General features: G+C 65.7%; 21 protein-coding genes. 12 read left to right on the top strand and 9 right to left on the bottom strand.

Features of this window, described 5'->3' with window-relative positions; genetic code table 11:
* Positions 1-10 precede the first annotated feature (10 nt).
* From BM193_RS07560 to BM193_RS07575, 4 genes are all read right to left on the bottom strand, one after another.
* Positions 11-235, bottom strand: coding sequence for a hypothetical protein (locus tag BM193_RS07560; protein WP_092798422.1), 225 nt, complete (start codon positions 233-235; stop codon positions 11-13).
* A 12-nt stretch (positions 236-247) separates the two neighbouring features.
* Positions 248-919: a thiol:disulfide interchange protein DsbA/DsbL gene (locus BM193_RS07565; RefSeq protein WP_092798421.1), complete on the bottom strand. Its 672-nt coding sequence runs from the start codon at positions 917-919 to the stop codon at positions 248-250.
* Between the two features lie 158 nt (positions 920-1,077).
* The gene (locus BM193_RS07570; protein WP_175533194.1) at positions 1,078-2,646 is read right to left on the bottom strand and encodes a TonB-dependent receptor domain-containing protein; all 1,569 of its coding nucleotides are present in this window, start codon (positions 2,644-2,646) and stop codon (positions 1,078-1,080) included.
* Positions 2,647-2,796: 150 nt separating this feature from the next.
* On the bottom strand, positions 2,797-3,687 hold the full coding sequence (locus tag BM193_RS07575; RefSeq protein WP_092798419.1) for a LysR family transcriptional regulator: 891 nt from the start codon (positions 3,685-3,687) through the stop codon (positions 2,797-2,799).
* A 113-nt stretch (positions 3,688-3,800) separates the two neighbouring features.
* Here BM193_RS07575 and BM193_RS07580 point away from each other — a divergent pair, with 113 nt between their 5' ends.
* Positions 3,801-4,604: a DODA-type extradiol aromatic ring-opening family dioxygenase gene (locus BM193_RS07580; RefSeq protein WP_092798418.1), complete on the top strand. Its 804-nt coding sequence runs from the start codon at positions 3,801-3,803 to the stop codon at positions 4,602-4,604.
* Positions 4,605-4,760: 156 nt separating this feature from the next.
* Here the strand turns inward: BM193_RS07580 and ylqF are convergent, their stop codons facing one another.
* Positions 4,761-5,708, bottom strand: coding sequence for a ribosome biogenesis GTPase YlqF (gene ylqF / locus BM193_RS07585; protein ID WP_092798417.1), 948 nt, complete (start codon positions 5,706-5,708; stop codon positions 4,761-4,763).
* Positions 5,709-5,912: 204 nt separating this feature from the next.
* Here ylqF and BM193_RS07590 point away from each other — a divergent pair, with 204 nt between their 5' ends.
* Positions 5,913-6,701: a hypothetical protein gene (locus tag BM193_RS07590; protein WP_092798416.1), complete on the top strand. Its 789-nt coding sequence runs from the start codon at positions 5,913-5,915 to the stop codon at positions 6,699-6,701.
* Between the two features lie 175 nt (positions 6,702-6,876).
* Positions 6,877-7,266, top strand: a complete 390-nt coding sequence (locus BM193_RS07595) for a hypothetical protein (protein WP_139176169.1) — start codon at positions 6,877-6,879, stop codon at positions 7,264-7,266.
* 9 nt (positions 7,267-7,275) lie between these two features.
* On the opposite strand, the gene BM193_RS07600 is transcribed toward BM193_RS07595, so the two are convergent.
* Positions 7,276-8,202, bottom strand: a complete 927-nt coding sequence (locus BM193_RS07600; protein WP_092798414.1) for a histone deacetylase family protein — start codon at positions 8,200-8,202, stop codon at positions 7,276-7,278.
* Between the two features lie 226 nt (positions 8,203-8,428).
* Here BM193_RS07600 and BM193_RS07605 point away from each other — a divergent pair, with 226 nt between their 5' ends.
* From BM193_RS07605 to BM193_RS07625, 5 genes are all read left to right on the top strand, one after another.
* Complete coding sequence (locus tag BM193_RS07605) at positions 8,429-9,346, top strand: AAA family ATPase (RefSeq protein ID WP_092798413.1); 918 nt, start codon at positions 8,429-8,431, stop codon at positions 9,344-9,346.
* Between the two features lie 5 nt (positions 9,347-9,351).
* Positions 9,352-10,629 (top strand): DUF58 domain-containing protein, encoded by a 1,278-nt coding sequence (locus tag BM193_RS07610; RefSeq protein WP_092798412.1) that lies wholly within the window; start codon positions 9,352-9,354, stop codon positions 10,627-10,629.
* On the top strand, positions 10,626-12,689 hold the full coding sequence (locus BM193_RS07615) for a transglutaminase TgpA family protein (RefSeq protein WP_092798411.1): 2,064 nt from the start codon (positions 10,626-10,628) through the stop codon (positions 12,687-12,689). The genes BM193_RS07610 and BM193_RS07615 overlap by 4 nt, the downstream gene beginning before the upstream one ends.
* Before the next feature lie 11 nt (positions 12,690-12,700).
* Positions 12,701-13,849, top strand: a complete 1,149-nt coding sequence (gene mltB, locus BM193_RS07620) for a lytic murein transglycosylase B (RefSeq protein WP_092798576.1) — start codon at positions 12,701-12,703, stop codon at positions 13,847-13,849.
* A 439-nt stretch (positions 13,850-14,288) separates the two neighbouring features.
* Entirely contained in the window at positions 14,289-14,621 is a 333-nt protein-coding gene (locus tag BM193_RS07625; RefSeq protein WP_034751784.1) for a hypothetical protein, read from the top strand.
* A gap of 253 nt (positions 14,622-14,874) precedes the next feature.
* On the opposite strand, the gene cysM is transcribed toward BM193_RS07625, so the two are convergent.
* On the bottom strand, positions 14,875-15,777 hold the full coding sequence (gene cysM, locus BM193_RS07630; protein WP_092798410.1) for a cysteine synthase CysM: 903 nt from the start codon (positions 15,775-15,777) through the stop codon (positions 14,875-14,877).
* Positions 15,778-16,024: 247 nt separating this feature from the next.
* On the opposite strand from cysM, the gene BM193_RS07635 reads away from it, so the two are divergent.
* On the top strand, positions 16,025-17,791 hold the full coding sequence (locus BM193_RS07635; RefSeq protein ID WP_092798409.1) for an FAD-dependent oxidoreductase: 1,767 nt from the start codon (positions 16,025-16,027) through the stop codon (positions 17,789-17,791).
* Here the strand turns inward: BM193_RS07635 and BM193_RS07640 are convergent.
* Positions 17,788-19,140 (bottom strand): M20/M25/M40 family metallo-hydrolase, encoded by a 1,353-nt coding sequence (locus tag BM193_RS07640; RefSeq protein ID WP_092798575.1) that lies wholly within the window; start codon positions 19,138-19,140, stop codon positions 17,788-17,790. The two genes, BM193_RS07635 and BM193_RS07640, sit on opposite strands and share 4 nt — an antisense overlap.
* A gap of 203 nt (positions 19,141-19,343) precedes the next feature.
* Between BM193_RS07640 and BM193_RS07645 the strand changes: the two genes are divergently transcribed.
* The 3 genes from BM193_RS07645 to BM193_RS07655 all read left to right on the top strand — a co-directional run bounded on the left by BM193_RS07645 (position 19,344) and on the right by BM193_RS07655 (position 22,937).
* Positions 19,344-20,909, top strand: a complete 1,566-nt coding sequence (locus tag BM193_RS07645) for a phospholipase D family protein (RefSeq protein WP_092798408.1) — start codon at positions 19,344-19,346, stop codon at positions 20,907-20,909.
* A 243-nt stretch (positions 20,910-21,152) separates the two neighbouring features.
* Positions 21,153-21,902 carry a PEPxxWA-CTERM sorting domain-containing protein gene (locus tag BM193_RS07650; protein WP_092798407.1) on the top strand — a complete coding sequence of 250 codons (750 nt, stop codon included), beginning with the start codon at positions 21,153-21,155 and terminating at the stop codon, positions 21,900-21,902.
* 174 nt (positions 21,903-22,076) lie between these two features.
* Complete coding sequence (locus BM193_RS07655; protein WP_092798406.1) at positions 22,077-22,937, top strand: sterol desaturase family protein; 861 nt, start codon at positions 22,077-22,079, stop codon at positions 22,935-22,937.
* Here the strand turns inward: BM193_RS07655 and BM193_RS07660 are convergent.
* Positions 22,852-24,261, bottom strand: coding sequence for an MFS transporter (locus BM193_RS07660; RefSeq protein ID WP_092798405.1), 1,410 nt, complete (start codon positions 24,259-24,261; stop codon positions 22,852-22,854). The two genes, BM193_RS07655 and BM193_RS07660, sit on opposite strands and share 86 nt — an antisense overlap.
* Between the last annotated feature and the right edge of the window lie 21 nt (positions 24,262-24,282).

Genomic DNA, 24,282 nt, shown 5'->3' on the forward strand with positions numbered 1-24,282 from the left:
ACAGAGCAGGTCAGTTCCGGAAATGCGTCATGGCATACCCGAGATGCTGCCACCAGTGCTCGCGCGTCTGCACGGATGCCAGGCATTTCGCGTCGACCTCGTTCTTGAACGCGGGGTCCACGCACGCCTTGCTGGCCAGCGCGTTGCGCTGGTTTTCCACGTTGACGACGGCCAGCGCCAGCCAGGCCACGAGGGCCACGGCCAGCACGCATAAAGTCCATGGCAGCTGTTTCATGATGCGCTCCGCTTACTTCCTGGCTGGCGCCGGTGCGCGCTCTTTCAGCACGCGCGCCACCAGTTCATCCATCACGCGCAGGGTGGCCGCCTGGGTCTGCGGTTCGGACTGGCCAGGACGCGACAGCTGCGCCGGCGACGTGACGAAGCGGCCATCGATGACGATGGTCGGCGCGCTGTCGATCTTGCTGGCCGCGATCAGCTGCTCATTGCGTTTGAGCTTGGTCTGCACGCCGAAGGAATTGAACATCTCCAGGTACTTGGCCTTGTCGATGCCGTTTTTCACCAGCAGGTCGAGGATGGCGTCATCGCGGTTCAGGCGGTTGCGTTCAACGTGGATGGCGCGGAAGATCTTGTCGTGGAAGCGGTCCAGCTGGCCCATCGCCTCCAGGGTGACATAGGCGTGCGCCTGCGGATCTTTCGGGCCCGAGAAGGCCAGGTGGATGCGGCGGAAGGCGATCTTGTCGCCCTGCTTCTTGACCCAGTCGTGCATCAGCGGGTCGAGCGCGTAGCAATGCGGGCAGGAATACATGAAGTATTCCACCACTTCCACCTTGCCGCCCGTGTCCGTACGCACTGGCGTCGGGAGCGTGGTAAAGCCGGTATCGGCAGCCATGGCGCCGCCGGTGGCCGCGACCAGGGTGACAGCGGCGAGCAGGGGACGCAAGAAACGCAGAAAACGCATAGTAATCCTTCATCATAAAGTGGTCGAGAACGGGGCGAGATTACCACTTTTTGCGCGTCCCAATGAACATCGGATGGAAAAAAGGCGCAATTGCGCGTTCCGTTTGCGCCCGATTAAGCCGCGCTTAAGCTGCGCTCGGGCGCCGCCGCGCATCCGCCTCAGAAATGGTAGCGCGCCGACACGCGCAGCTGGCGTTTGTCATTCTGGTAAATGCTCGAACGGCAGCCCGGCGCATCGCCGTAGTGGCGGCGGTTGGCCAGGTTGCTGCCGGCCAGCTCCAGCTCCCAGGCGCCCAGCTTGCGCACGTAGCGCCCGTCCACGGTGGCGAACGCGGGCACCTGCGCCAGGCAGCTGTTGTCGAAATCGGGACCATAGCGCAAGGCGCGCAGCCACTGCACGCCGAGGTCGGCACTGGCGCCGCGCGGCCCCGCCCAGTACAGGCGCACGCTGGCCAGGGTTTTCGGCACCAGCGCGATATCCGGGCCGTCATAGGCATACTCGTCGTAGCGCGCATGCACTTGCCGCACCTGTCCGTCGAGGCGCCAGTCGCGCGCCAGCGCCACGCTGGCCTCGACGGCGATGCCGTCGCGCCGCGACGGCTCCAGGTTGCCGACAAAGCCCAGCTGGCCCAGGCTCTGGTCGAAGACGATCTGGTTGCTCAGGCGTTCGCTGAACACGCGCACCGAGGCGCTGCGCACGGCATCGCCATACGTGGCGCCCAGCTCCGTTTCGCGGCGTTCCTGCCCCGTCAGCGGACGGTAGCCGGCGCTCGTATAACCATCGTCGTCGATATGGTAGCTGCGCGCGGCCTTCGCATACACGCTCAGTTGCGGGCGCAGCTGCAAGCTGCCCTGCACATCCCACGCATTCTGGTTTTCCCAGTTGCCGCCGTCGGCCGGCATGTCGGCCGGATCGAGCTGGATCTGCTCATGCCGCAGCCCCAGCAGCAAGCGCGGCGCGACCACGCCGCCGAACGCCAGCTCTTCGCGCAGCAGCAGCGCGCGCGCATTCTGGCGCCGTTGCGCATTGCCGTCGCGGCCCAGCGCAGCGCGGCCGGACCGGCGCTCCCACTGCGTCAGGTCCAGGCCCACTTCCGTGTCCGTGCCCACGCCGCCCAGCTTGCCGTAATGGCGCACGCGCGGCGACAGCTGGCGCCAGCGGCTGCGGTACGACGATTCGGCGCTGCCCTCCTCGCCCGCATACAGGGCATCGGCGCGCTTTTCCCGCTGCGACAACTCCACGCCCAGCTCGAAACTGCCCACGTAGCGCTGCACGAAGGCGCTGGCGCGCCGCACCTCGTACCGGTACAGGTCTTCCGGGCGCGCCGCCAGCATGGCCAGGTAGGGCGCCTCGGGCGCCGGGTAGCGCGTATCCTGCTTCAGCTCGTCGACCGTGAAGCCGAAACGCCCCTGCCGCAGCTTCCACTCGGCGCCGCCATTGAAGCCGCGCTGGTGGAAGACACTGCCGTCGCGGTAATTGCCATTGCGCAGCTCATCCATCGATGCATCGAGCGACATGCCGTCGCGGTCGTACGCCAGGGCGCCACGCACGCTGTGCTGGCCGCCCTGCGCCAGCTCACTGGACAAGTCGCCATGCAGCGCGCCCTGCGACGCGGCAGGCACGCCATCTTCCCCCTTGCCCCCCTCTTGCGCGCACGCCGGCATGGCCAGGGCGCACAGCAACAGGGTGCGCGTGGCAATGGTCAAAGCGAGGGGAACAGGCATCATGGCGGCTGGCTTGAGTGCGACGGCGCGGCGCGGGCGCACGGTGTGGATCAATCGGAAAATGGCAGAGCGAATCATTATACGCACGCCGCACAGCCCCGCAAGCACGGCCCTGGCCGCCTTGCCTGCGCTTTGCCGCCGGCGCTGACGGCCTCAGCTTCCCAGGCGCGCTTCGTCGGCAAGAAAGTCGATGAAGGTGCGCACTTTCGACGACAGGTAGCGCCGGCTGGTGTACACGGCATACACCGTGCCGCCCGCCAATCGATAATCGTCGAAGAGGCGCACCAGCCGCCCCGCCGCCAGGTCCGCATCCGTCTGCCACGACGGCAGCAGGGCGATGCCCATGCCGTCGAGCGCGGCCGCGTGCAGCAGGCTTTCGTTATTGCATTGCAGGACGGGCGAGAACTTCACCGTGTCGCGCCCCTGCGGGCCGTCGAACGTTAATTCGTTGCCGTTTGACAACAATGAATAGCTGATCATGGCATGCCGCGCCAGGTCCTGCGGCGCGTCCGGATGGCCGGCGCGCGCCAGGTAGGCGGGCGCGGCCACCAGGTGAAAGGCGATGCCGCCGATGGGCCGCGCGATCAGGGCCGGCGACGGCGCCTGGCTCACGCGCAGGGCCAGGTCGAAGCCCTCTTCCACCAGGTTCACCACGCGCCCGCTCAAGTCGATGTCGAACGTGACTTCCGGAAAGCGTTCGCGGTAAGCCGCCAGGGCCCGCGTGAAGATGGCGTTGGCGAACCACACGGGGGCGCTCAGGCGCAGCATGCCGCGCGGCACCACCGTCGTGCGGCCCACCGTCGCCTCGACTTCATCGAGGCTGTCGAGCATCTCGCGGCACTGCTCGAAATACACCTTGCCGATTTCCGTCAGGCTCAGGTGGCGGCTGCTGCGGTTCAGCAGGCGCGCGCCCAGGTGGCGTTCCAGGTGCATCACGTGCTTGCTGACCATGGCCGGCGACAGAGCCAGGCGCTCGCTGGCGCGCACGAAACTGTCCAGCTCCACCACGGCGCGAAACACGCGCATGCTGCGCAAGGTATCCATGACAGTCCCATCATCAACAAAATGGAAATGATATATCAATAATAGCGATCTTGATCAACTCACCGAGCATGACTATCATCATTCCATCGTCAGCCATTCCATCAGGAGCCGCCATGCAAGAGCACATTTTCCCCACCTATTTCCTGTCGCACGGCGGCGGCCCGTGGCCGTTCATGAAAGAGCAGTTCGGCGGCCGCTACGACGTGCTGGAAGCGTCGCTGCAGGATATTCCGCGCCAGATCGGCGCGCGGCCGAAAGCCGTGCTGGTCGTCACGGCGCACTGGGAAGGGCCGCAGTTCCTCGTCTCGGCCAGCCCGCGGCCGGGCATGATCTACGATTATTCGGGCTTTCCGCCGCACACGTATCAAATCCAGTACCCGGCGCCGGGCGCGCGGGACCTGGCGGCGCAAGTCAAGCAGTTGCTCGATGCGGCCGGCCACCCGGCGCGCCTGGACCATGAGCGGGGGTTCGACCACGGCACCTTCAGCGCCCTGTTTCCCATTTACCCGCAGGCGGACGTGCCGCTGGTGCAGCTGTCGCTGAAGCACGGCTACGATCCGCTCACGCACGTCGAGGTGGGCCGCGCGCTGGCCAGCTTGCGCCGGGAGGGCGTGCTGATCATCGGCAGCGGCCTGTCTTACCATAACCTGCGCCAGTTCGGCCAGGCGGGCGCCGTCGCCTCGCACCAGTTCGACGCCTGGCTGCGCCAGGCCATGGCCTTGCCGCCAGAACAACGGCTGGCACAGCTGCTGGCATGGGACCGGGCGCCGGGCGCGCGCCAGGCCCATCCGCAGGAAGACCATCTGCTGCCGCTGATGGTGGCGCTGGGCGCGGCCGAGCAGGAAGCGGCGCAGGTGGTGTACCACGAAGAGGATTTCTTTGGGGCGCTGGCGGTGACCAGCTTCAAGTTCGGATGAGCGGGCAGCCCATGAAAAAAGCGCCGCGACAGTGATGTCGCGGCGCTTTTTGTAAGCCGGGGTCAGACCTTCAACACCGCTAACGGCTGGTTCCGCGCCAACGTCACCGGGGGTCTGACCCCGGAATTTGCTTTGGGGTGAGTCAGCGGCCGTGAATTACGTGCCGCGCTTGCCCCGCGCCGCATGCTTCGCCTTTTCAGCAGCGAGCTCGGCGGCCTTGGCCGCCTTTTCCGCCATCTCGGCCGCGTGCTGGGCCAGCAGGGCGGCGCGCGTGTCCGGCGTTTCCAGCGAGATACGTCCCAGGATGCCGCTGCGGTAATCGAGCAGCAGGGTGTGCGACGCTTTCTCGAAATCGTAGTCGCCGCCCTTGATGCGGAAGCCGCGCTTGGCGGCGATGCCCTCGACCACGCCGATGGCATCGACTTCATCGACCTTGGTGCCGTAGCGCGCCGCCAGCAAGTCCGGGTAGCGCTTGAGTAATTCCTCGGCCAGGAACACGGCCACTTCCTCTTCGATCAGCGCGTTCGAGCCGATGGCGTGGCTGGCCGCCAGCATCAGGCCGTCGCTGGGGATGGCGATCTTCGGCCACAGCATGCCGGGCGTGTCGACGAGAATGGTGTTCTTGTCCAGATACAGCTTTTGCTGCATTTTCGTCACGGCCGGCTCGTCGCCCACCTTGGCCACGCGCTTTTTCAGCAGCGCATTCATCAGGGTCGACTTGCCCACGTTGGGTATGCCCATGATCATGATGCGCAGCGGTTTCGTTGGCACGCCACGGTGCGGCGCCAGCGACTTGGCCAGCTCCGGGATGCGCGCCACGTCGCCCGGCTTCTTGGTCGTCATCGCATACGCGGTCACGCCTTCCTGGGCATTGAAGTACGCCACCCAGGCGGCGGTGGCGGCGGGATCGGCCAGGTCGGTCTTGTTGAGGATTTTCAGGCAAGGGCGCTGGCGGAACAGGCGCAGCTCGTCCACCATGGGATTGCAGCTGGCTGCCGGCAGGCGCGCGTCCACCACTTCAATCACCAGATCGGTGTTTTCCATGGTCTCGGCCGCTTTCTTGCGGGCCGCGTTCATGTGTCCTGGGTACCATTGTATCGCCATGCTCTTGCTTTCAAAATCGTTCGGTCAATCCGCTATTTTACGTGGTTGCCGCGACAGCGTCGCGTTTACTCACGGCAAAGGCTGGCGTGCGACACGAACGAGACAATTGGTGATAATTTCGCAGTTACATGAATGATAAGATCCGCAATCCGTCCACCGTGGCCGGCTTTTCTCCCATTGCACGTTCAACCTGGCACGCTTTCCATGCATTTTTCCCGCTTTTCCCTCCTTGCCTTGCTGGCCGCCAGCCTGTCGTCCGCCATGGCCCAGGAGCAGCCGCCCGCGCCTGCCGACACGGCCAACGGGGAACTGCAGCGGATCGTCGATGTGCAAAGCACGCGCGATCCCGATCTGCGCCCTTATCGCACCATGCTCAAGGGCGTCGACGCGTATGCCGACCACCTGCGCCTGGCGCCCAATGCGCCGCTGCGCTTCATGCTCATTCCCGCCAGCGCCAGCGGCAAGCTCGATGGCGTGACGTTGCACCTGGCGGCCGACAATCTGTCGATTCCCATCCCGCTGGCCGCCAACGGCAGTTTTACCCTGGCGCGCGACAAGGCCGCCTACGATGCGAATGCCGACCTGGTCAGCAACAAGAAGCGCGACACCGTGCGCTGGCGCGCCGACATCCACACGCCTGGCTTGCCAGGCAATGTGCGCCGCCTGGGCGACCTGCGCATGGAATGCGAAATCCGCTGGGCGGTGGAGCAGGACCAGCTGTCGTTCGTGCGGCGCAACCTGTTCCGCCTGGCGGGCGGGCCCTGCCACTCTTCGCTGATCCATGTGCCGTTTCCCGTCTTCCGCACATTGCTGGCCGTGCAAGCGCGCTCGGGCGAACGCACGGCCGCCATCCGCGTCACGGACGACCAGCAACGCTACGTGCCGCCGCTGCATGACCTGACATGGGACGACGATACCCTGCTGACCCTGACATACGCCGACGACAGCACCGTGGCGACCACCGCCCCTGCCGCACCGTCCAGCACGCAATAAGGATCCGTTCAAGCCGATGGAAATCAGGTCAAATATTTCCACAAGGTTTTTTATATTTACTGCGAGCAACAAAAAAGTGTGCTCTAATATCGCCTCTTAAATGAAAAGCAATTATTTCCAGGCTGGCATGCGCCAGGTGCGGGGAATCAGGCGACGGGGATTGGGTGATATGACGATGGAACAGACAGGCGTGGCGCCAGTGGCGCACGCCGAGCTTGAGTGTACGGGCTGGCGCCCGCGCAAGAATGCGGTAGCCAAGCGCGCCACGCGCACTGGCAGCGTATCACGCCTGAAGAAAGAATGCCGGCAGTTGCAACTGCGCATCACGCAGCTGGAAGAGCGCCTGAAACGCCAGAGCGCCGACAGCTATGGCCTGCAAATGCTGTACGACCAGCTGGTCAATGAAATCAAGCACCACCGCGACATGCTGCAGCTCGACAGTTTCGATGCGGAAAAATCCGCCACCGTCTACACGCAGGCGTGGCGCAGCTTCATGGCCGGCGACGCGCTCGACTACCAGACCCACCGCCACACGAATTCGCGCAGCCGCCCCAGCTTGCTGTAGCCACGGTGATTACAGTTCCGCCAGCGCCTTCACGTGCGCCGCCACGCTGCGGCCCAGCGAGGACAGGTTGTAGCCCCCCTCCAGGCAACTGACGATGCGGCCCTTGCCATACTGCTTGGCGACGGCCATCATTTGCTGCGTCATCCACGTGTAGTCGGCCTCCACCAGGCCCATGCCGCCCACGTCGTCTTCACGGTGGGCATCGAAACCGGCGGAAATGAAAATCATCTGCGGCTGCTGGCGATGCAGCGCGGGCAGCCAGTGGTCGAGCACCAGCTGGCGCACGGCGTCGCCCTTCGAGCGGGCAGGCACGGGCACGTTGACGCGCGTGTCCGTATACGATTCCACGTCGCTGTACGGATAAAACGGGTGCTGGAAGAAGCTAACCATCAGGATGCGCGGATCGTGCGCCACGGATTCAGCCGTGCCATTGCCGTGGTGCACATCGAAATCGACGATGGCCACGCGCTCGAGTCCGCGCACATCGAGCGCATGCTTGGCGGCGATGGCCACGTTGTTGAACAGGCAGAAACCCATCGGTTCGCTGGGCCGCGCATGGTGGCCAGGCGGGCGGATCGAGCAGAAGGCATTGCTGATCTCGCCATCGATGACGGCATCCGTGGCGGCCACGGCCGAACCGGCGGCGGCCAGCGCCGCCTTATAACTATGCGCATTGAGCAAGGTATCGCCATCGAGCGGGTAATAATCGCCCGCGGGCGGCACATTGTCGCGTACCAGGCCGATGGCCGTGGCGCTATGGTTGCGCTCGATATCGGACAATTGCGCGGGCACGCCGTCGCGATGCTCGACCAGGTCGCTGATGTGCGCGAGGATGAGCTGGTCATTGATGGCCTGCAGGCGGGCCGGCGATTCGGGATGCCAGTCGCCCATTTCGTGGCGCTGGCAATCGGGATGGGTATAAATGGCTGTGCTCATGCGCTGTACTGGTTACCTCTGTCTCTGTGCATTCTTTTTTCCACGACGGGAATACTGCATGGCATTCCTGCCGGCCCGGCGCGTTCTCGCATAAAATCATTGGCTGGTCTGTGCCGCCCTTGCCTCTCACTAATCTACCACGTGCGCGACACGCGCGGGCGGCGTGGTTTGATCTGGCCAAAGCGATTGTAAATTAAATAATCCGCCTTACTGTGATAGAAATAGCATGTTTTCGAAAATACACCAGGCCGCGCGCCAGATCGGCGAAGTTCTCGTCGGCAAAGACTTGCAGATCCGCCAGGCGCTCGCCTGCCTGCTGGCCGGTGGCCACCTGCTGATCGAGGATGTGCCCGGCGTGGGCAAGACCACCCTGGCGCACGCGCTGGCCCTTTCCCTGGGCCTGCAATGGAAGCGCCAGCAATTTACCAGCGACCTGCTGCCCGCCGACGTGGCCGGCATGAGCGTGTATGACCGGGGCAGCGCCAGCTTTATCTTCCACCCCGGCCCCCTGTTCACGCAAGTGCTGCTGGCCGACGAGATCAACCGCGCCACGCCGAAGACCCAATCGGGCTTGCTGGAAGCGATGGAAGAGCGGCAAGTGACGCTCGATGGCGTGACGCATGCGCTGCCGCAGCCGTTCTTCGTCATCGCCACGCAGAACTGCGCGCACCAGCTGGGTACGTTCCCCCTGCCGGAATCGCAGCTTGACCGTTTTCTGATGTGCGTCACCCTCGGCTATCCCGACCCGGCCGCCGAGCGGGCGCTGCTGCTGGGGGCCGACCGCCGCGCCATGCTGCAAGCCTTGCCTGCCGTGATGAGCGGGGAAGAATTGCTGCAAGCGCAAGCGGGCTTGCGCGCCATCCATGTCTCGCCCGCCGTGGTCGACTATGTGCTGGCCCTCGTGCACGCCACGCGCGCGCCGGGCGCGTTTGCCGACGGCCTCAGTCCGCGCGCCGCGCTGGCCCTGCTGCAGGCGGCGCGCGCCTGGGCCGCGCTGCAAGGACGCGACCACGTCACGCCCGACGACGTGCAAGCCGTGCTGCTGCCCGTCTGCACGCACCGCCTGCATGCGGCGCACGGGGTGCCCGGCGCCAGCGATAGCCGCAGCCTGCTGCGGCAATTGCTGTTGACCATTCCCGTCTGAGCCCCATGCGCCTGCGCCCCGTTCGCTGGCTGCCGGCACGCCCCTGGCTGGGCGCGCAGCGCGTGCACATCCGCCCCTCGCGCGCGGGCCTGGCCTTTGCCGCGCTGCTGCTGGCGCTGTGGATCGCCGCCGTCAATTACCGCCTGGGCCTGGGCTACGCGCTGACGTATTTCGCGTTCGCCTGCGCCATCGCCGACATGCTGTTTGCCAGCCGCAACTTGGCGGGCCTGTCGCTGGCGGCCGCGCCGGGCCAGGCCGTATTCGCCGGCGGCCACGCCCTGTTTACCCTGCGCCTGATCAACCGCAGCGCCCGCTCGCGCCATGCGATCCAGCTGGCCGTGCGCGGCTCCGCGGCGGCGCCCGGCCTGGCCGATATCGTTGCCCATGGGGAAACGGCCGTCAGCATCGGCGTGGCCGCGCCACAACGGGGCTGGCTGCATGCGCCGGCCGTGCGCCTGTCGGGCAACTTCCCGCTGGGCCTGTTCCACGCCTGGTGCCACTGGCAGCCCGAGGCGCGCGTACTCGTGTATCCGCGCGCCGAACAGCACGCACCGCCGCTGCCCTTGCCCGTTGGCACGACGCAACCGACCCAGCCGACCCGGCTGGCTCAGCCGGCCCAACAGGTTCAACAAGTTCAACAGCTGTCCGAGGGCGCCCCGGAACTGGCCGGCGTGCGTGCCTACCAGCCAGGCGATCCCCTGCAGCGCCTTGCGTGGCGCCACATCGCCCGCCACGACGGCGAACACCTGTTCAGCAAGCAATTCGAGGCCACCGCCGATACGCCTGCGGGCGCGGCCCCTGGTCCGCTCATGCTCGACCACGCCAGCCTGCATGGCCTGGCGCCGGAAGCGCGGCTGTCGCGCCTGGCCGCCTGGGTGCTCGATGCGGAACGGCGCAGCGTGGCCTATGGCCTGCGCCTGGGTTCCTTGCTCATCGCGCCCGGCCTTGGTCCCAGCCACCGCGACGCCTGCCTGCGCGCACTGGCGCTGCATGACTTACCGCAGGCCGAGGCAACCGAGCAGGCAACCGGGCTGGCAACTGAGCTGACGACCGGGCTGACGACCGAGCTGGCGACTGAGCTGACGACCGAGCTGGCAACCGGGCTGACGACCGAACAAGCCACCACGCAGGCGTCTCACCCCGCACCTCCCCCCACACCGCGGCAGGCAATTCAGCCGACAATTCAGCAGCCAGCGCCCCCGTCAATGCCCCAGTCGATGCCCCAGTCACATCAACAGGCCGCCAGACAGGCCGGCCAGTCCGCCACGTGGGACGGGCCATGAGGCACTGGCTCAGCAACTTGCCACGCGACAAAGCCGACATCCTGCTGTTGCTGCTGGCCGCCGCCATGGTGCTGGCGCCGCACGCGCTGCACCTGCCCGCATGGCTGTCGGCGGCAACGGCCGCGCCCCTGCTGTGGCGCGCCGTCATCACCGTGCGCGGCCAGCGCCAGCCGCCGCTGCGCGTATTGCTGCCGCTGGCCCTGCTGGGCATCGCCGGCGTGCATGCCAGCTACGGCACGCTGCTGGGGCGCGATCCCGGCGTCGCCATGCTGGCCCTGCTGCTGGCCATGAAATCGCTGGAAATGCACGGCCGGCGCGACGTCTTCGTGTTCGTTTTCCTCAGTTTTTTCCTCCTGCTGGCGAACTTTTTCCATGCACAAGGCATCCTCAGTGCCGCCTGGATGCTGGCCACCGTGCTCGTCCTGCTGACTGCCCTGCTCTCGACACAATACGGCGCCGTGCAGCCGCGCCTGCCACAACGGCTGCGCCTGCTGGGGCGCATGCTGGCGCTGGCCGTGCCCCTGGCCGCCATCCTGTTCCTGTTCGTACCGCGTGTCGATGGCCCCCTGTGGAGCGCGCGACACGAGGGCGCCGACGGCGCGCACGCACGCACGGGCTTGTCCGACAGCATGCAGCCGGGCGCCATCGCGTCGCTGGCCCTGTCGGGCGAGACCGTCTTCACTGCCCGCTTCAGCACGCCGATCCCGCCGCAAGACCAGCTGTACTGGCGCGGCGTGGTGCTGGGCGACTACGACGGCAGCACCTGGACGCGCAGCGGCGCCGGCGCGGGCAAGCGCCCGCCAGCCATCGACGGCAGGATCGATATTGCGCTCGCAGGCAAGCCCGTCAATTATGCGGTGACCTTGCAGCCCAGCGGCCAGCGGCGCATCTTCGCGCTCGATGTGCCGCGCAGCATCGAGCGCCTGCCTGGCAACCCCTATGTCGTCTCGGCCGCGCTGGAAGTGCTGACGATACAGCCCATTACTTCGACCGTGCATTACCGCGCCAGTTCCATGCCGCGCTACCGATTGCAGGCGGGCCTGTCGCCGGAGCAACAGCAACAATGGCTGTCCTTGCCGCCAGGCAGCAACCCGCGCAGCGTGGCCTGGGCCCGCGCCCTGCGCGGCAGCGGCGCGCAGGCGCTGGCGCCGCAAGCGGCCATCGCCGCCGTGCTCGACCACTTCCGCCGCGCGCCATTCCGCTACACCCTGCAGCCGCCGCTGCTGGGCAAGGATGGCGTCGATGACTTTTTGTTTGGCACGCAGGCGGGCTTTTGCGAACATTACGCGGGCAGCTTTGTCGTGCTGATGCGCGCCATGGGCATTCCCGCGCGCGTCGTCACGGGCTACCAGGGCGGCGCGCGCGATGCCGCCGTGACCGTGACCGGGACCGGGACCGGCACCAGCCTGACGGTGCGCCAGTCCGACGCGCATGCCTGGAGCGAAGTGTGGCTGGCCGGCCAGGGCTGGGCAAGAGTCGATCCCACCAATGCCGTGGCGCCCCTGCGCACCGAGCGCAACCTGGATGCCGCCCTGCCCGCTGCGCCAGTCGCGTCGCCCCTGCAAGCCTGGCGCGCGCTGGTGGGACTCGACGGCGGCGCCAGCGGTGCCGTCGATGCCTGGCGCCAGCAGTGGCAGCAGGCCGAGCACGCCTGGAGCAGCTGGGTGCTGGACCCCACGCCGCAGCGCCAGCGCGCCATGCTCGATGGCGTGAAAAACCTGCCGCCCAACAAGCTGGCGCTGGCGTGCGCCATGCTGGCCCTGCTGGCGGCGCTGGCCGGCGGCCTGGTCTACTGGAAACAGCACCGGCCGGGCGATCCGCTCGACAATCTCTATGCCCGTTTTTGCCGCCAGCAGGCGCGGCGCGGCTACAGCCGTGCGCCGCACGAGGGTCCGCACGGTTATGCTGCGCGGCTGGCGGCGGGCACGGCCACGCCCGAGGCGCACGCCGCCATCGCGCGCTTTCTGGCAATCTATGCCGCGATGAAGTATGGTAATGCCAGCCCAGATGAACAATTCCGCGCGCGGCGCAGCTTGCGCCGCCTGTTAACCCAATGCTGATGAGACGCTCCTTGCTACCGATCAAATACCCCGCCCTGTCCCTGCTGCTGTCCCTTCCCTTGTGCCTGTCCAACGTGCAGGCGGGCGAAAACAGCAATATTTCCGCCGCCGACCGCGCCCGCGCCGTGCGCGCGGCCAAGGCCCAGCCCGTCAAAAAGGTGGTTGCGAAGAAAGCCCCCGCGAAATTCGACTTCGAAGGCGAGTTTGTCGATTATGCCAACTGGAAGGAAGTGCGCGCCTTCCTCGACGACATGGCCGCCAAACACGGCTTCGACCGTGCCGAGCTCGACACCCTGTTCGGCAAGGTGCGCTATGTGGACACGACCGTGCAACTGATGAAACCGGCGCCGCCGGGCAAGCCGAAGAACTGGCAAGCCTACAGCGCCCGCTTCATCGAGCCGGTGCGCATCAATGCGGGCGTGAAATTCTGGAACGACAACGCGGAAGCGCTGGCGCGCGCCGAGCGCGAGTATGGCGTGCCGGCCGAGATCATCGTCGGCATCATCGGCGTGGAAACCGTGTACGGACGCAATACGGGCCGCTTCCGCGTGCTCGATGCGCTGACGACGCTGGCGTTTTCCTATCCGGAAAGCCCGACCCGCGCGGCGCGCATGGAATTTTTCAAGGGTGAGCTGGAAAACGCGCTGCTGTTCGCGCGCAAGGACGGCATCGACCCGCTGACCTTGCTTGGTTCGTATGCGGGCGCCATCGGCCTGCCCCAGTTCATGCCGAGCAGCATCATGAAATATGCGGTGGACTTCGATGGCGATAGTCACATCGACCTGCGCAATTCAACGACCGACGCCATTGGCAGCGTGGCGCATTTCCTCGTCGAACATGGCTGGCGGCGCGACGATCCCGCCATCAGCGTGTATCCGGTGACGGTGTCGGCCAACCAGGCATGGGAAAAATTCATCGGCCAGGGCTTGCAGGCCAAGTACCGGCTGGACGAGTTGCAATCGGCCGGCGTCAGCGTCGTTGCAGCGCCGCCACCGAATATGCTGTTTGGCCTGATCGATTTACAAAATGGCTCAGAAGCAACAGAGTATAGCTTGGCAACCAATAACTTCTTTGCTATAACTCAGTACAACAGAAGTTATTTTTATGCCATGTCAGTGATCGACTTGGGCAAGGCCATCAGCCAAGTGCGCGCACGCTAACCGAAAGTCAGTGTAAAGTTATAATATTACTTGTAAGAAAGCGTAAGCGATGTTGAAGGGCCTTGCAAACAGGGCTATGGTGGAGACGATAACATCGTGCCAGCCTCGCTCGCCAGCCTTTGTGCGGCACGGGACACAGAAATGGTTTTATACTTAACTTTTGTCAAAGTACAATTTTTGTTCTATCATAGAGCATAATAAAGAATAAATAGGTGTTGCAACAAGACAACGCCTATTCTGTACAAAGCAAGATTGCAGTGCTTTCCAGCCTGAAATTGAATCCTGCTGTACAATTGTGTATATATTATGAAAAACTGTCTCCCGGATCGTACCGTGTGTGAATTCGTTCCTTTTAGTAAAGAATGAACATGAACGCAGCAAGAGCGAGCTCCGAGTGTTTTTTACTTTGCAGTGCAACTACAGAAGGAACAATAACATCATGACAAACCAAGTCGGCATTGATATGAACAGCGATTCGGACTCCGACGATCTGCTTCAATACAACCCAAACAGATTGCTCGATACCCTGATCGAAAACCTGCGCCTGAAAAACGACGCAGCATTGTCCCGCGCGCTGGAAGTGGCGCCGCCAGTCATCAGCAAAATCCGCCATCACCGCCTGCCGGTCGGCGCATCGCTGCTGATCCGCATGCACGAAGTCAGCGACCTGAGCATCCGTGACCTGCGTTACCTGATGGGTGACCGTCGCAACAAATTCCGCATCAGCGACAAGCAATTCAAGCCAAAAGAAGGCGAAACGCCACAAGGCTGATCCTGCCAGTGATGCAGGTTTTCCCTCCCCGCCATGGGGAGGGGGTGTTTCAGCAGTGCTCAGGCCGTCCTGGCCGATATATTTCCCGTTTTACATTATTCCCCAAGCGGTATCGACGCCCGACAAAACCGTCGCGAGCGGCAGTGCTGTGTGGCCAAGAAGCGCCACCGTGCTAGAGCACGGGGGCGCCGAGCCGGTGAGCATCGCAGGCCGCAAAGGGCGCCGCGCAGCAGGTTGGCCTGGGCGTCCTGTATCAAGCAGGAAACACGCCCGTCGACAGATAGCGGTCGCCACGGTCGCAGACGACAAACACGATCGTCGCGTTTTCCACCGTCTGCGAAATGCGCAGCGCGATTTCGCACGCGCCGGCCGCCGAGATGCCGCAAAACAAGCCCTCTTCCGCCGCCAGGCTGCGCGCCATGCGCTCGGCCACGCCCTGGCTCACGTATTCCACCTGGTCGACGCGGCTCTTGTCGTAGATTTTCGGCAGATATGCTTCCGGCCACTTGCGGATGCCGGGAATCTGCGAACCTTCCTCGGGCTGGGCGCCGATGATCTGGATGGCGGGATTCTGTTCTTTCAGGTAACGCGACACGCCCATGATGGTGCCCGTCGTGCCCATGGCGCTGACGAAGTGCGTGACGCGGCCTTGCGTATCGCGCCAGATTTCCGGACCCGTGCTTTCATAGTGGGCGCGCGAATTGTCTTCATTGGCGAACTGGTCGAGGATCACGCCACGACCATCCTTCTGCATCTGCTCGGCCAGGTCGCGCGCATATTCCATGCCGCCCGTCTTCGGCGTCAGCAGGATGTCGGCGCCGTAGGCAGCCATGCTCTGGCGGCGCTCCACGCTGAGGTTATCGGGCATCAGCAACAGCATCTTGTAGCCGCGCAAGGCGGCGGCCATGGCCAGGGCGATGCCCGTGTTGCCACTGGTCGCTTCGATCAGGGTATCGCCCGGCTTGATGACGCCGCGCTCTTCCGCGCGCTTGAGCATGGACATGGCGGCGCGGTCTTTCACGGAGCCGGCCGGGTTGTTGCCTTCCAGCTTGCCGAGGATGACATTGTTGCGCGCAATCGCATCGGCGCCCGGCAAGCGCGTCAGCTGCACCAGCGGGGTATTGCCTATCGTATCTTCCAGTGTCTTGTAAGCCATCGTGTCTGTTTGAGTCATTTCAACAAAGACCCATTCTAATATGAGATGCTCGATGGCGTATGGCTAAAAACCGCCGCCCCCGAGCCCCTGGGCGGGTGACGCCGCCCGCCGCAACGCCGTGCGGCGCCTTGCTTTACGTCATTTCAAGACGCAGGCGCGCGGTTTTCCAGCGCCCCGCGCGCGCATGCGCTAGACTCGTGACAGTTAGTTATTTTAGTAATTTGCTTATTCAATCAATGGATTAGCCATGCCCAGCACGACACCCGAATTCATTCCCGAAAGTACCACCGACGACGCCGTGCAGGCGCCAGCCATGGACCTGGCCAGCCGAAGCCACCAGATCTGGCCCGTCTTCAGCGCGGCCGAACTGCGCCGCCTGGAGCGTTTCGGCCACCATGCCCGCCACGCGGACGGTGCCACCATGTTCCAGGCCGGCAGCAGCGACTTCGGCATGCTCGTCATTCTTTCCGGCAAGGTTGCCATCAGCCGCCACGAAGGCCTGGGCAAGACCTCGCCGCTGAGCGAACTGGTGGCCGGCCAGTTCATCGCCGAAGTGGCGCAGCTGTCAGGCCGTCCCGCCCTCGTCAACGGCGCCGCGGTGGGCGAGGTGGAAGTGCTGGTGATCAGCCCTGAATCGCTGCGCGCGCTGATCGTGGCCGAGGCGGAAATGGGCGAACGCATCGTGCGCGCGCTGATCCTGCGGCGGGTTGGATTGATCAATGTCAACTCGGGCGGCCCCGTGCTGGTGGGCCCGCGCGGCAATGGCAATCTGTTCCAGCTGCAAAGTTTTCTGGCCAGCAATGGCCACCCGCACACGGTACTGGACCCGGCCACGGATGCGGCGGCCGCCGCGCTGGCCGGGCGCTACCAGCCCACGCCGCAGGAATGGCCGCTGGTGGTCTGCCCCGATGGCAAGGTCATGAAGAATCCCGGCAACGCGGAACTGGGACGCTGCCTGGGCATGCTGCCCGACTTGTCGGGCGACAAGATCTTCGACGTGCTGGTGGTGGGCGCCGGTCCGGCCGGCCTGGCCACGGCCGTGTATGCGGCCTCGGAAGGGCTATCGGTCCTGGCCCTGGAGCAGCGCGCGTATGGGGGCCAGGCGGGCGCCAGCGCGCGCATCGAAAACTACCTGGGTTTTCCAACGGGTATCTCCGGCCGCGCGCTGGCGGGACGCGCGTATGTGCAGGCACAGAAATTCGGCGTCGAGATCGCCACGCCGGCCAGCGCCGCCAACTTGCTGTGCGACAGCTGGCCCTTGCGCGTCAAGCTGTGCGACGGCACGCAGGTGCGCGCCCGCACGGTGGTGCTGTCGTGCGGCGCGCGCTACCGCCGGCCCTCGCTGGCCAACCTGAAAACCTATGAAGGACGGGGCGTGTATTACTGGGCCTCGCCCATCGAAGCCAAGCTGTGCAAGGAAGAGGAAATCATCCTGGTGGGCGGCGGCAATTCCGCGGGCCAGGCGGCCGTGTTTCTGTCAGGCCACGCGGCCAGGGTCCACATGGTGATCCGTGGCGCGGGACTGGCGGCCAGCATGTCGAGCTACCTGATCGACCGCATCGCCGCCACGCCCAACATCATCCTGCACACGCACACGGAAATCATCGCCCTCGAAGGCGACGAAGATGGCTTGCAGGGCGCCCGCTGGCGCAACAGGCAGACGGGCGAAGAATGCGATTGCAGCGTGCGCCGCGTGTTTCTCTTCGTCGGCGCCGATCCGAACACGGACTGGCTGCGCGACTGCGCCGTGGCCGTCGACGAACAGGGATTCATCCGCACGGGCTTCGACGTCACGCGCGCCGAATGCCGCGCCCATGGCCACGCCGCGCCACTGCCGTACCCGCCCGACTTGCCGGAGCGGGCCGCGCTGGAAACGAGCGTGCCCGGCGTCTTCGCCATCGGCGACGTGCGCGCCGGCTCGACCAAGCGCGTGGCCGCCGCCGTGGGCGAAGGCGCGGCCGTGGTCTCGCAGATCCACGGCTTTCTGGCCCGCCTGCCCGTCGGCAGCGCCTAGCGCAGCGGCGTCGGGTAGGTCGCCACGCTGACGTTGCCATCCTTGTCGATGGCCTGGACGCCGAAGAAATAATTGTCCTTCGACAGCTTCAGCCGCGCCTGCGTGACATTGCCCACGTCCTGCGCGCCCTGCCATTGATCGGCCGTGGTGGCGCGCCAGACGACCCGGTAGCCGGCCAGGTCCGGTTCCGTGTTCGGCTGCCACTGCAAGGTGGTGGCGTTTTCCAGCTGCGCCGTGCGCACCTGCACCTGCGACGGCGCGGCGGGCGCCAGGGCCAGCGAGGCGAGCGCCGCCGCATTCACGCGCGCCACTTTCGCCACATAGTCATAGTCGACGAATTGCGGCAGGTCGCCGTATTGCACGCCGTTCTCCACGCGCACATCCTGGTGCTGGTGGGCAAAATCTTCGTTCGGCTCCGTGAAGCGCAGGGCCGCATAGCCCTGTGCCAGGAAAGGCATGTGGTCGCCACCGCGCAGGTAGCGGTCGGCGCGCTGGATGACGTTGACCTGGAAGCCGGGCACGTAGCGCTCGCCCACCTGTTTCACATGGCGCGCCAGCTGGCGCGAGATGGAATCGTTCTCGCCGCCCGTGGCCACGAGGCCGCGCACGCCATCGCTCATTTCCTTGACGGCGGGAATGCCCTCGGCAAACAGGCGCACCTGGCCGCCATCGACCGTGCCGTCGTCGGCGCGCGAGCTGCCGATGATGTCGTTATTGAGCATGCCGGCGATATTGAGCTTGTTCAGCTTCGCCTGTTGCGCCCAGTGGCCCGAGCCCAGCAAGCCCTGCTCTTCGGCCGCCACCGTCATGAAGACGAGGGTGGCATCGAACTGGTGGCGCGCCATCACGCACGCCATTTCGATCACGGCCGCCGTGCCCGAGGCGTCGTCGTTGGCGCCGGGCGCGTCGCCCCTGGCATCCATCACGTCGGTGGCGCGCGAGTCGTAATGGCCGCTGACGACATAGATGCGCCCCGCCGATTGCGGCTGGCTGCCCGGCAGGGTCGCCACCACGTTGACGATTTCCGTCGGCCGCGAAATGCGCTTCGACACGGGCGCGATGTGGCTGTCGAACGCCACCTGCAAACGCCCGCCCGCCTGCGCGCCGCAGCGCTCCAGCTCGGCCTTGATCCAGCGCCGCGCCGCGCCGATGCCCTGCGTGTCGGACACGGTATCGGACATCGTATGGCGCGTCTGGAAACCCACCAGCTTGCGCACATAGGCTTCGATGCGCTGCGGCGAGATCTCCGCCACCACGCGCTCGATCTGCGGCTGCGATTCACTCGATGGCGCCGCCAGCACGCCTGCCGACAGCAAGGCCGCCGTCACTCCCGTCCATATCCGTACCATGCCGCCGTCTCCCCAGAATAAGTAGGTGGCCATTCTCGCATTTTTGACGGCGGGCAAGGATGTTTCAGGATGAAAATCGTGCATTATAGAAACTGCTACAATCGGCCACTCCCCGCCCAGATCATGAAAGACCGCCGCATGCGCCAGACCACCCCTCTTCCCGCCCGCCGCCGCGCGCGCGCGATCCGCTGACGGTGCGCCGCATGCTCGTCAAACTGCTGCTGTTCGCCGCGCTGTTCGCCCTGCTCAGCGTGGCCGCCCTGTACAGCTACGGCCGCTTCGCCGAGCGGTCGCTGGGGGCGCCAGGCACGGCCCTGCCCGTGGCGACGGACGCCACCCTGCTCGACCGCGTGCTGGCGCCGCAGCTGGCGCAGCGCCCGAACCAGAGCGGCACGGCCCTGATCGACGAGAATCTCGAAGCGTTCGCCCTGCGCGCCCTGAGCGCGCGCGAAGCGGGCCGCAGCATCGACCTGCAGTACTACATCTGGCATAACGACGTCACGGGACGCTTGCTGGTGCGCGAATTGCTGCGCGCGGCCGACCGTGGCGTGCGCGTGCGCGTGATGCTCGACGATATCAACGCGCGCGGCCAGGACGCCGCCATCCTCGCGCTCGACAGCCATCCGCTGATCGAGGTGCGCATCTTCAACCCGGGCCGCAACCGCGACGGCGTGTGGCGCCGCGCCGTGGAAATGGCCTTGCGCGTGCTGAGCATGAACCGGCGCATGCACAACAAGGCCTGGATCGTCGATGGGCGGGTCGCCATCGTCGGCGGGCGCAATATCGGCGATGAATATTTCGATGCGGCCGAGCAAGTCAATTTCCAGGATGCCGACCTGCTGCTGGTGGGGCCCGCCGTGCGGCAAGCGAGCGATATCTTCGACCGCTTCTGGAACAGCCGCGCCGTCATCCCCATCCGCGCCCTGCATGAAGGCAAGAACGCGGGCGCGCCGGAATTGCAGGCCGTGCGCGCGCGTCTCGCCGCGCTCACGGGCGAAGTGGGCGCGTCGCCGTACCTGCAGCAGCTGACCGATGCGGGCCAGCTGCAGGCGCACCTGGATGGCCGCGTGCGCCTGCACTGGAGCGAGCAGGTGCAGGTGGTATCGGACCCGCCGGAAAAAGCCGCGCCCGTGGCCAGCCTGCAGCGCAGCGAGCACTGGCTCATGCACAGCCTGCTGCCGCTGCTGACGCAGGCGCGCGAGGAAGCGCTGCTGACCTCGCCCTACTTCGTGCCCGGCGCAGCGCTCAGCGCCATGCTGGCTGACAAGGTCACCGCCGGCGTCCAGGTCAGCGTGCTGACCAACTCGCTGGCAGCCACCGACGTGGCCCTCGTGCATGCGGGCTATGCGCGCTACCGCCAGGTGCTGCTGGGCGGCGGCGTGCAGCTGTTCGAATTGAAGACCCTGCACCGCAAGCGCATCAGCCTGATGGGTTCGAGCCGCGCCAGCCTGCATACCAAGGCCGTCGTGGTCGATGGCCAGCGCGGCTTCGTCGGCTCCTTCAACCTCGATCCCCGCTCGGCCCAGCTGAACACGGAAATGGGCGTCCTGTTCACCGACCCCGCCTTGGCGGCCGACATGCGCGCGCTGTTCCTGCGCTCGACGGCCAGCGACACCAGCTACCGCTTGTTCCTCGACGATGGCGCGCTGCGCTGGTCCGACGCCACGGAAGAGCCGGCCAAGGTGTGGAAGCACGACCCGGAGGCGGGCTTCTGGCGCCGCACCCTGGTGTCGCTGATGCGCTGGCTGCCGATCGAGTCGCAGCTGTAAGCATGCCGGCCATGCAAAAATCCCAATCTTGATGAAGTTGCCACGTAAAAATATATGTTGTTTTCAAGACATGTCACGTGCCTTTTTGCCAAACGCTGCTATAATCTAGCCAACAAGACACACTAGTTGTCACAGAAATACTTTTTAGCATCCTCTACTCGCCCCATCCGCGATCAACCCATCGTTGGCCAAAAGCTCGCCGACAGACTGCAACACCCACCTGTCACTTTTGGAGCTACTCTCATGCGTAAAACATTGAATCTGCTGGCGGTGGCCGCCGCTGCCACCGTGTGCGCCGCCGGCGCGCAGGCTGCCTCTGTCAACCTCGTCAAGAACGGCGACTTCGAACTGACCAGCAATGGCACATCGAAACAGCTGAATGAAGGCAACTATGCCCGCGACGACCGTACCTACCTGACCGACTGGTCCAGCAAGGGCTACAACTTCGTCTTGAACGGCAACAACATCGACGACACCAACGCCAAGACGGCGCTGGCCTTGTGGGGGCCGAACTCCTACAGCGGCCGCGGCCCGCAAAACGGCCTGGGCGTGAGCCCCACGGGCGGCAACGTGCTGGCCGCCGACTGGGATTACTTTCCTGGCCCCGTCACGCAACTGGTCAGCGGCCTGGTGGCCGGCCAGGCTTACACGCTGAGCTTCTCGTATGGCGCAGGCCAGCAGGTGGGCTTCCGCGGCGATAACCTGATCAATTATTGGGACGTTTCGCTGGGCAACAGCAAGCAGCAGACGGCATCGCTGGCCAACGTCAGCCAGGGTTTCACGGGCTGGCACCAGGCGAATATGACTTTCACGGCAACGAATAGCAGCGAATTGCTGTCGTTCATGGCCAAGGGCAGCCCGACAGGCGCGCCACCGTTCATGCTGCTCGACGGCGTGTCGCTGGTGTCGGCCGTGCCGGAACCGTCGACCTGGGGCATGCTGATCGGCGGCCTGGGCCTGCTGGGCTTCATGGCGCGCCGCCGCAAAAGCTGACAAACCCACGGCGCGGCGCGCCTCCTGCGAGGCGCGCTGTACGCCCGGTACAGCCGCGCTTCCGGGCCGCGCCGCGCATCCGTTCGCCACGGTGTTGTGACGCCCTGGCGCGCGGGCCAATCCGAACCGGCATTTCCTGGGCCGGGGTTTTCACCGCCCATTCACGTTCCTGCCATGAGCCTGCTGCACACGCTGCAAACGCAACTACCCGCCATCGTCATCGATGTCCTGCGCCTGAGCCTGTGGCTGGCGCTGCTGGCCGTCCTCTTCGTGCCCCTCGAACGCTTGTTTGGCGAACGCCATGCGGGGCGCTCGCGCATGGAACTGTTCAGCGACCTGGGGTTCTATTTCATCAGCAGCCTGCTGCCGGCCGCGCTGCTGGCCGTGCCCCTGGCCCTGGTCGCCGTGGCCGGCCAGCGCTTTCTGCCCGATGCCGTGCCCGCCGCCATGGCGTCCCTGCCCCTGTGGGCCAAGCTGCTGCTGGGCTTGCTGATCGGCGAAGTTGGCACTTACTGGGGGCATCGCCTCAGCCATGAAATTCCATTGCTGTGGCGCTACCACGCCGTGCATCACAGCACGGAACACCTGTATTTCCTGGCCAATACACGCACCCACCCCGTCGACATGGTCGTCACGCGCCTGTTCGGCCTGACGCCTCTATATCTGCTGGGCCTGGCCGGCCCCGGCGCGGCCGGCAGCGCCGCGCCCGTGCTGCTGTTGCTGATCGGCACCGTCTGGGGTTTCTTCATCCACGCCAACCTGCGCTGGCGCTTCGGCCCGCTCGAATGGCTGGTGGCCACGCCCGCCTTCCACCACTGGCACCACAGCAAGTTCGAGCATATCAACCGCAATTACGCCTCGACCTTGCCGGTGCTGGACCGCCTCTTCGGCACGCACCATTTGCCCGCCGACTGGCCGGCAAGCTGCGGCATCGAGGCGCCCATGCCCGTCAGCCTGCCTGGCCAGCTGCTTGCGCCCTGGCGCCGCGCGCCTGCCACAGTGCCCCAAGCAACACCGCCAATGTCAGCAGACTGAGCGCCAGCAGCAGCCATAGCGCCGCCTGGAAGCCGGCCATGAAGCGGCCACCGGCGCCGCTGGCGGCCTGGAAAACGGCCGTGGCGATCGTCAAGCCCAGCGCCGCGCCCACATTGTGCAAGGTCCACGACGCTCCCATGGCCACGCTGGCCAGCTGGGGCGGCACGCAAGCCAGCGCCGCCACGGTGGCCGGCCCCAGGATGCAGCCCCAGCCGATACCCATGCAGGCCAGCGCCGCCACCACCTGGACCCAGGCCGTGGCGGCGCCAAAGGCAGATTGCCATGCCGCCGATACGGCAAGAAAAGCAAAGCCTGCCACCAGCACGGGCGCCGTGCCAACGCGGTCGGCCACGCGCCCGGCCAGCGGCGAAACGGCAGCCATCACGGCCGTGATCGGCAACAGCAGCCAGCCGACCTGACTGCTGCCCTGCCCCCGCACTTCGCCCAGGTACAGCGGCAGCAGGAAAAAGGCGGCGCAATAAAAAAAGGCCAGCGAGAAATTCGCCAGGCTGGCCAGCAGGAAACGGCCATTCACGAATAGGCCCATGTCGAGCAGGGGCGCCGCCACCTTGCGCTCCACCCACACGAACACCAGCAGCAAGGCCAGCGCCGCGCCGCCCGTGCCCGCCGTGGCCGCCGACGTCCAGCCCCAGTGGTCGCCCTGGCCGATGGCCAGCAGCAAACACGGCAAGGCCGTGGCCAGCAACAGCAAGCCGGCCACGTCGAAGCGCCGGGGCGCCGTCTCGCCCCGTGATTCCGCCACCCGCCCCAGGCACAAGGCGAAGGCGGCGGCGATCAGCGGCACGTTCAGCAAAAAGACGGCACGCCAGCCCAGGCTGGCAACCAGCAAGCCGCCCGCCACGGGGCCGATGGCCAGGCCCAGGCCATTCGCCGCGAACAGCAAGCCCAATGCCCTGCCCCGCTCGCCGTCGGGAAAAGCTTGCGCGACGATGGCCGCCGAGGTCGTGTACAGGGCGGCGCAAGCGATCCCCTGCACCAGGCGCCAGGCCACCAGCGAGGCGATGGACGCAGCCAGGCCCGCCCCCAGCGAGGCGGCGCCAAACACCAGCATGCCCGCGTACAGCAGGCGGCGCCGTCCCAGCAGATCGGCCAGGCGGCCCGCCGCCACCATGCAGGCCGACAAGGCCATCACGAACACGGTGACGATCCACTGCGCCTGTTCCACGCCCGCGCCCAGTTCATGCTGGATGGCGGGAATGGCCGTGTTGACGATCGTAAAATCGATACAGCCGAGGAAACTGGCGATGGCGATGCCCGCCAGGGCCAGCCAGCGGCGCCGGCGGTCAATAGAGTTGCGATGCATGGGATCTCCCGATACGGACAT

The organism is Janthinobacterium sp. 344, from assembly GCF_900112025.1.
GTDB lineage: Bacteria > Pseudomonadota > Gammaproteobacteria > Burkholderiales > Burkholderiaceae_D > Janthinobacterium.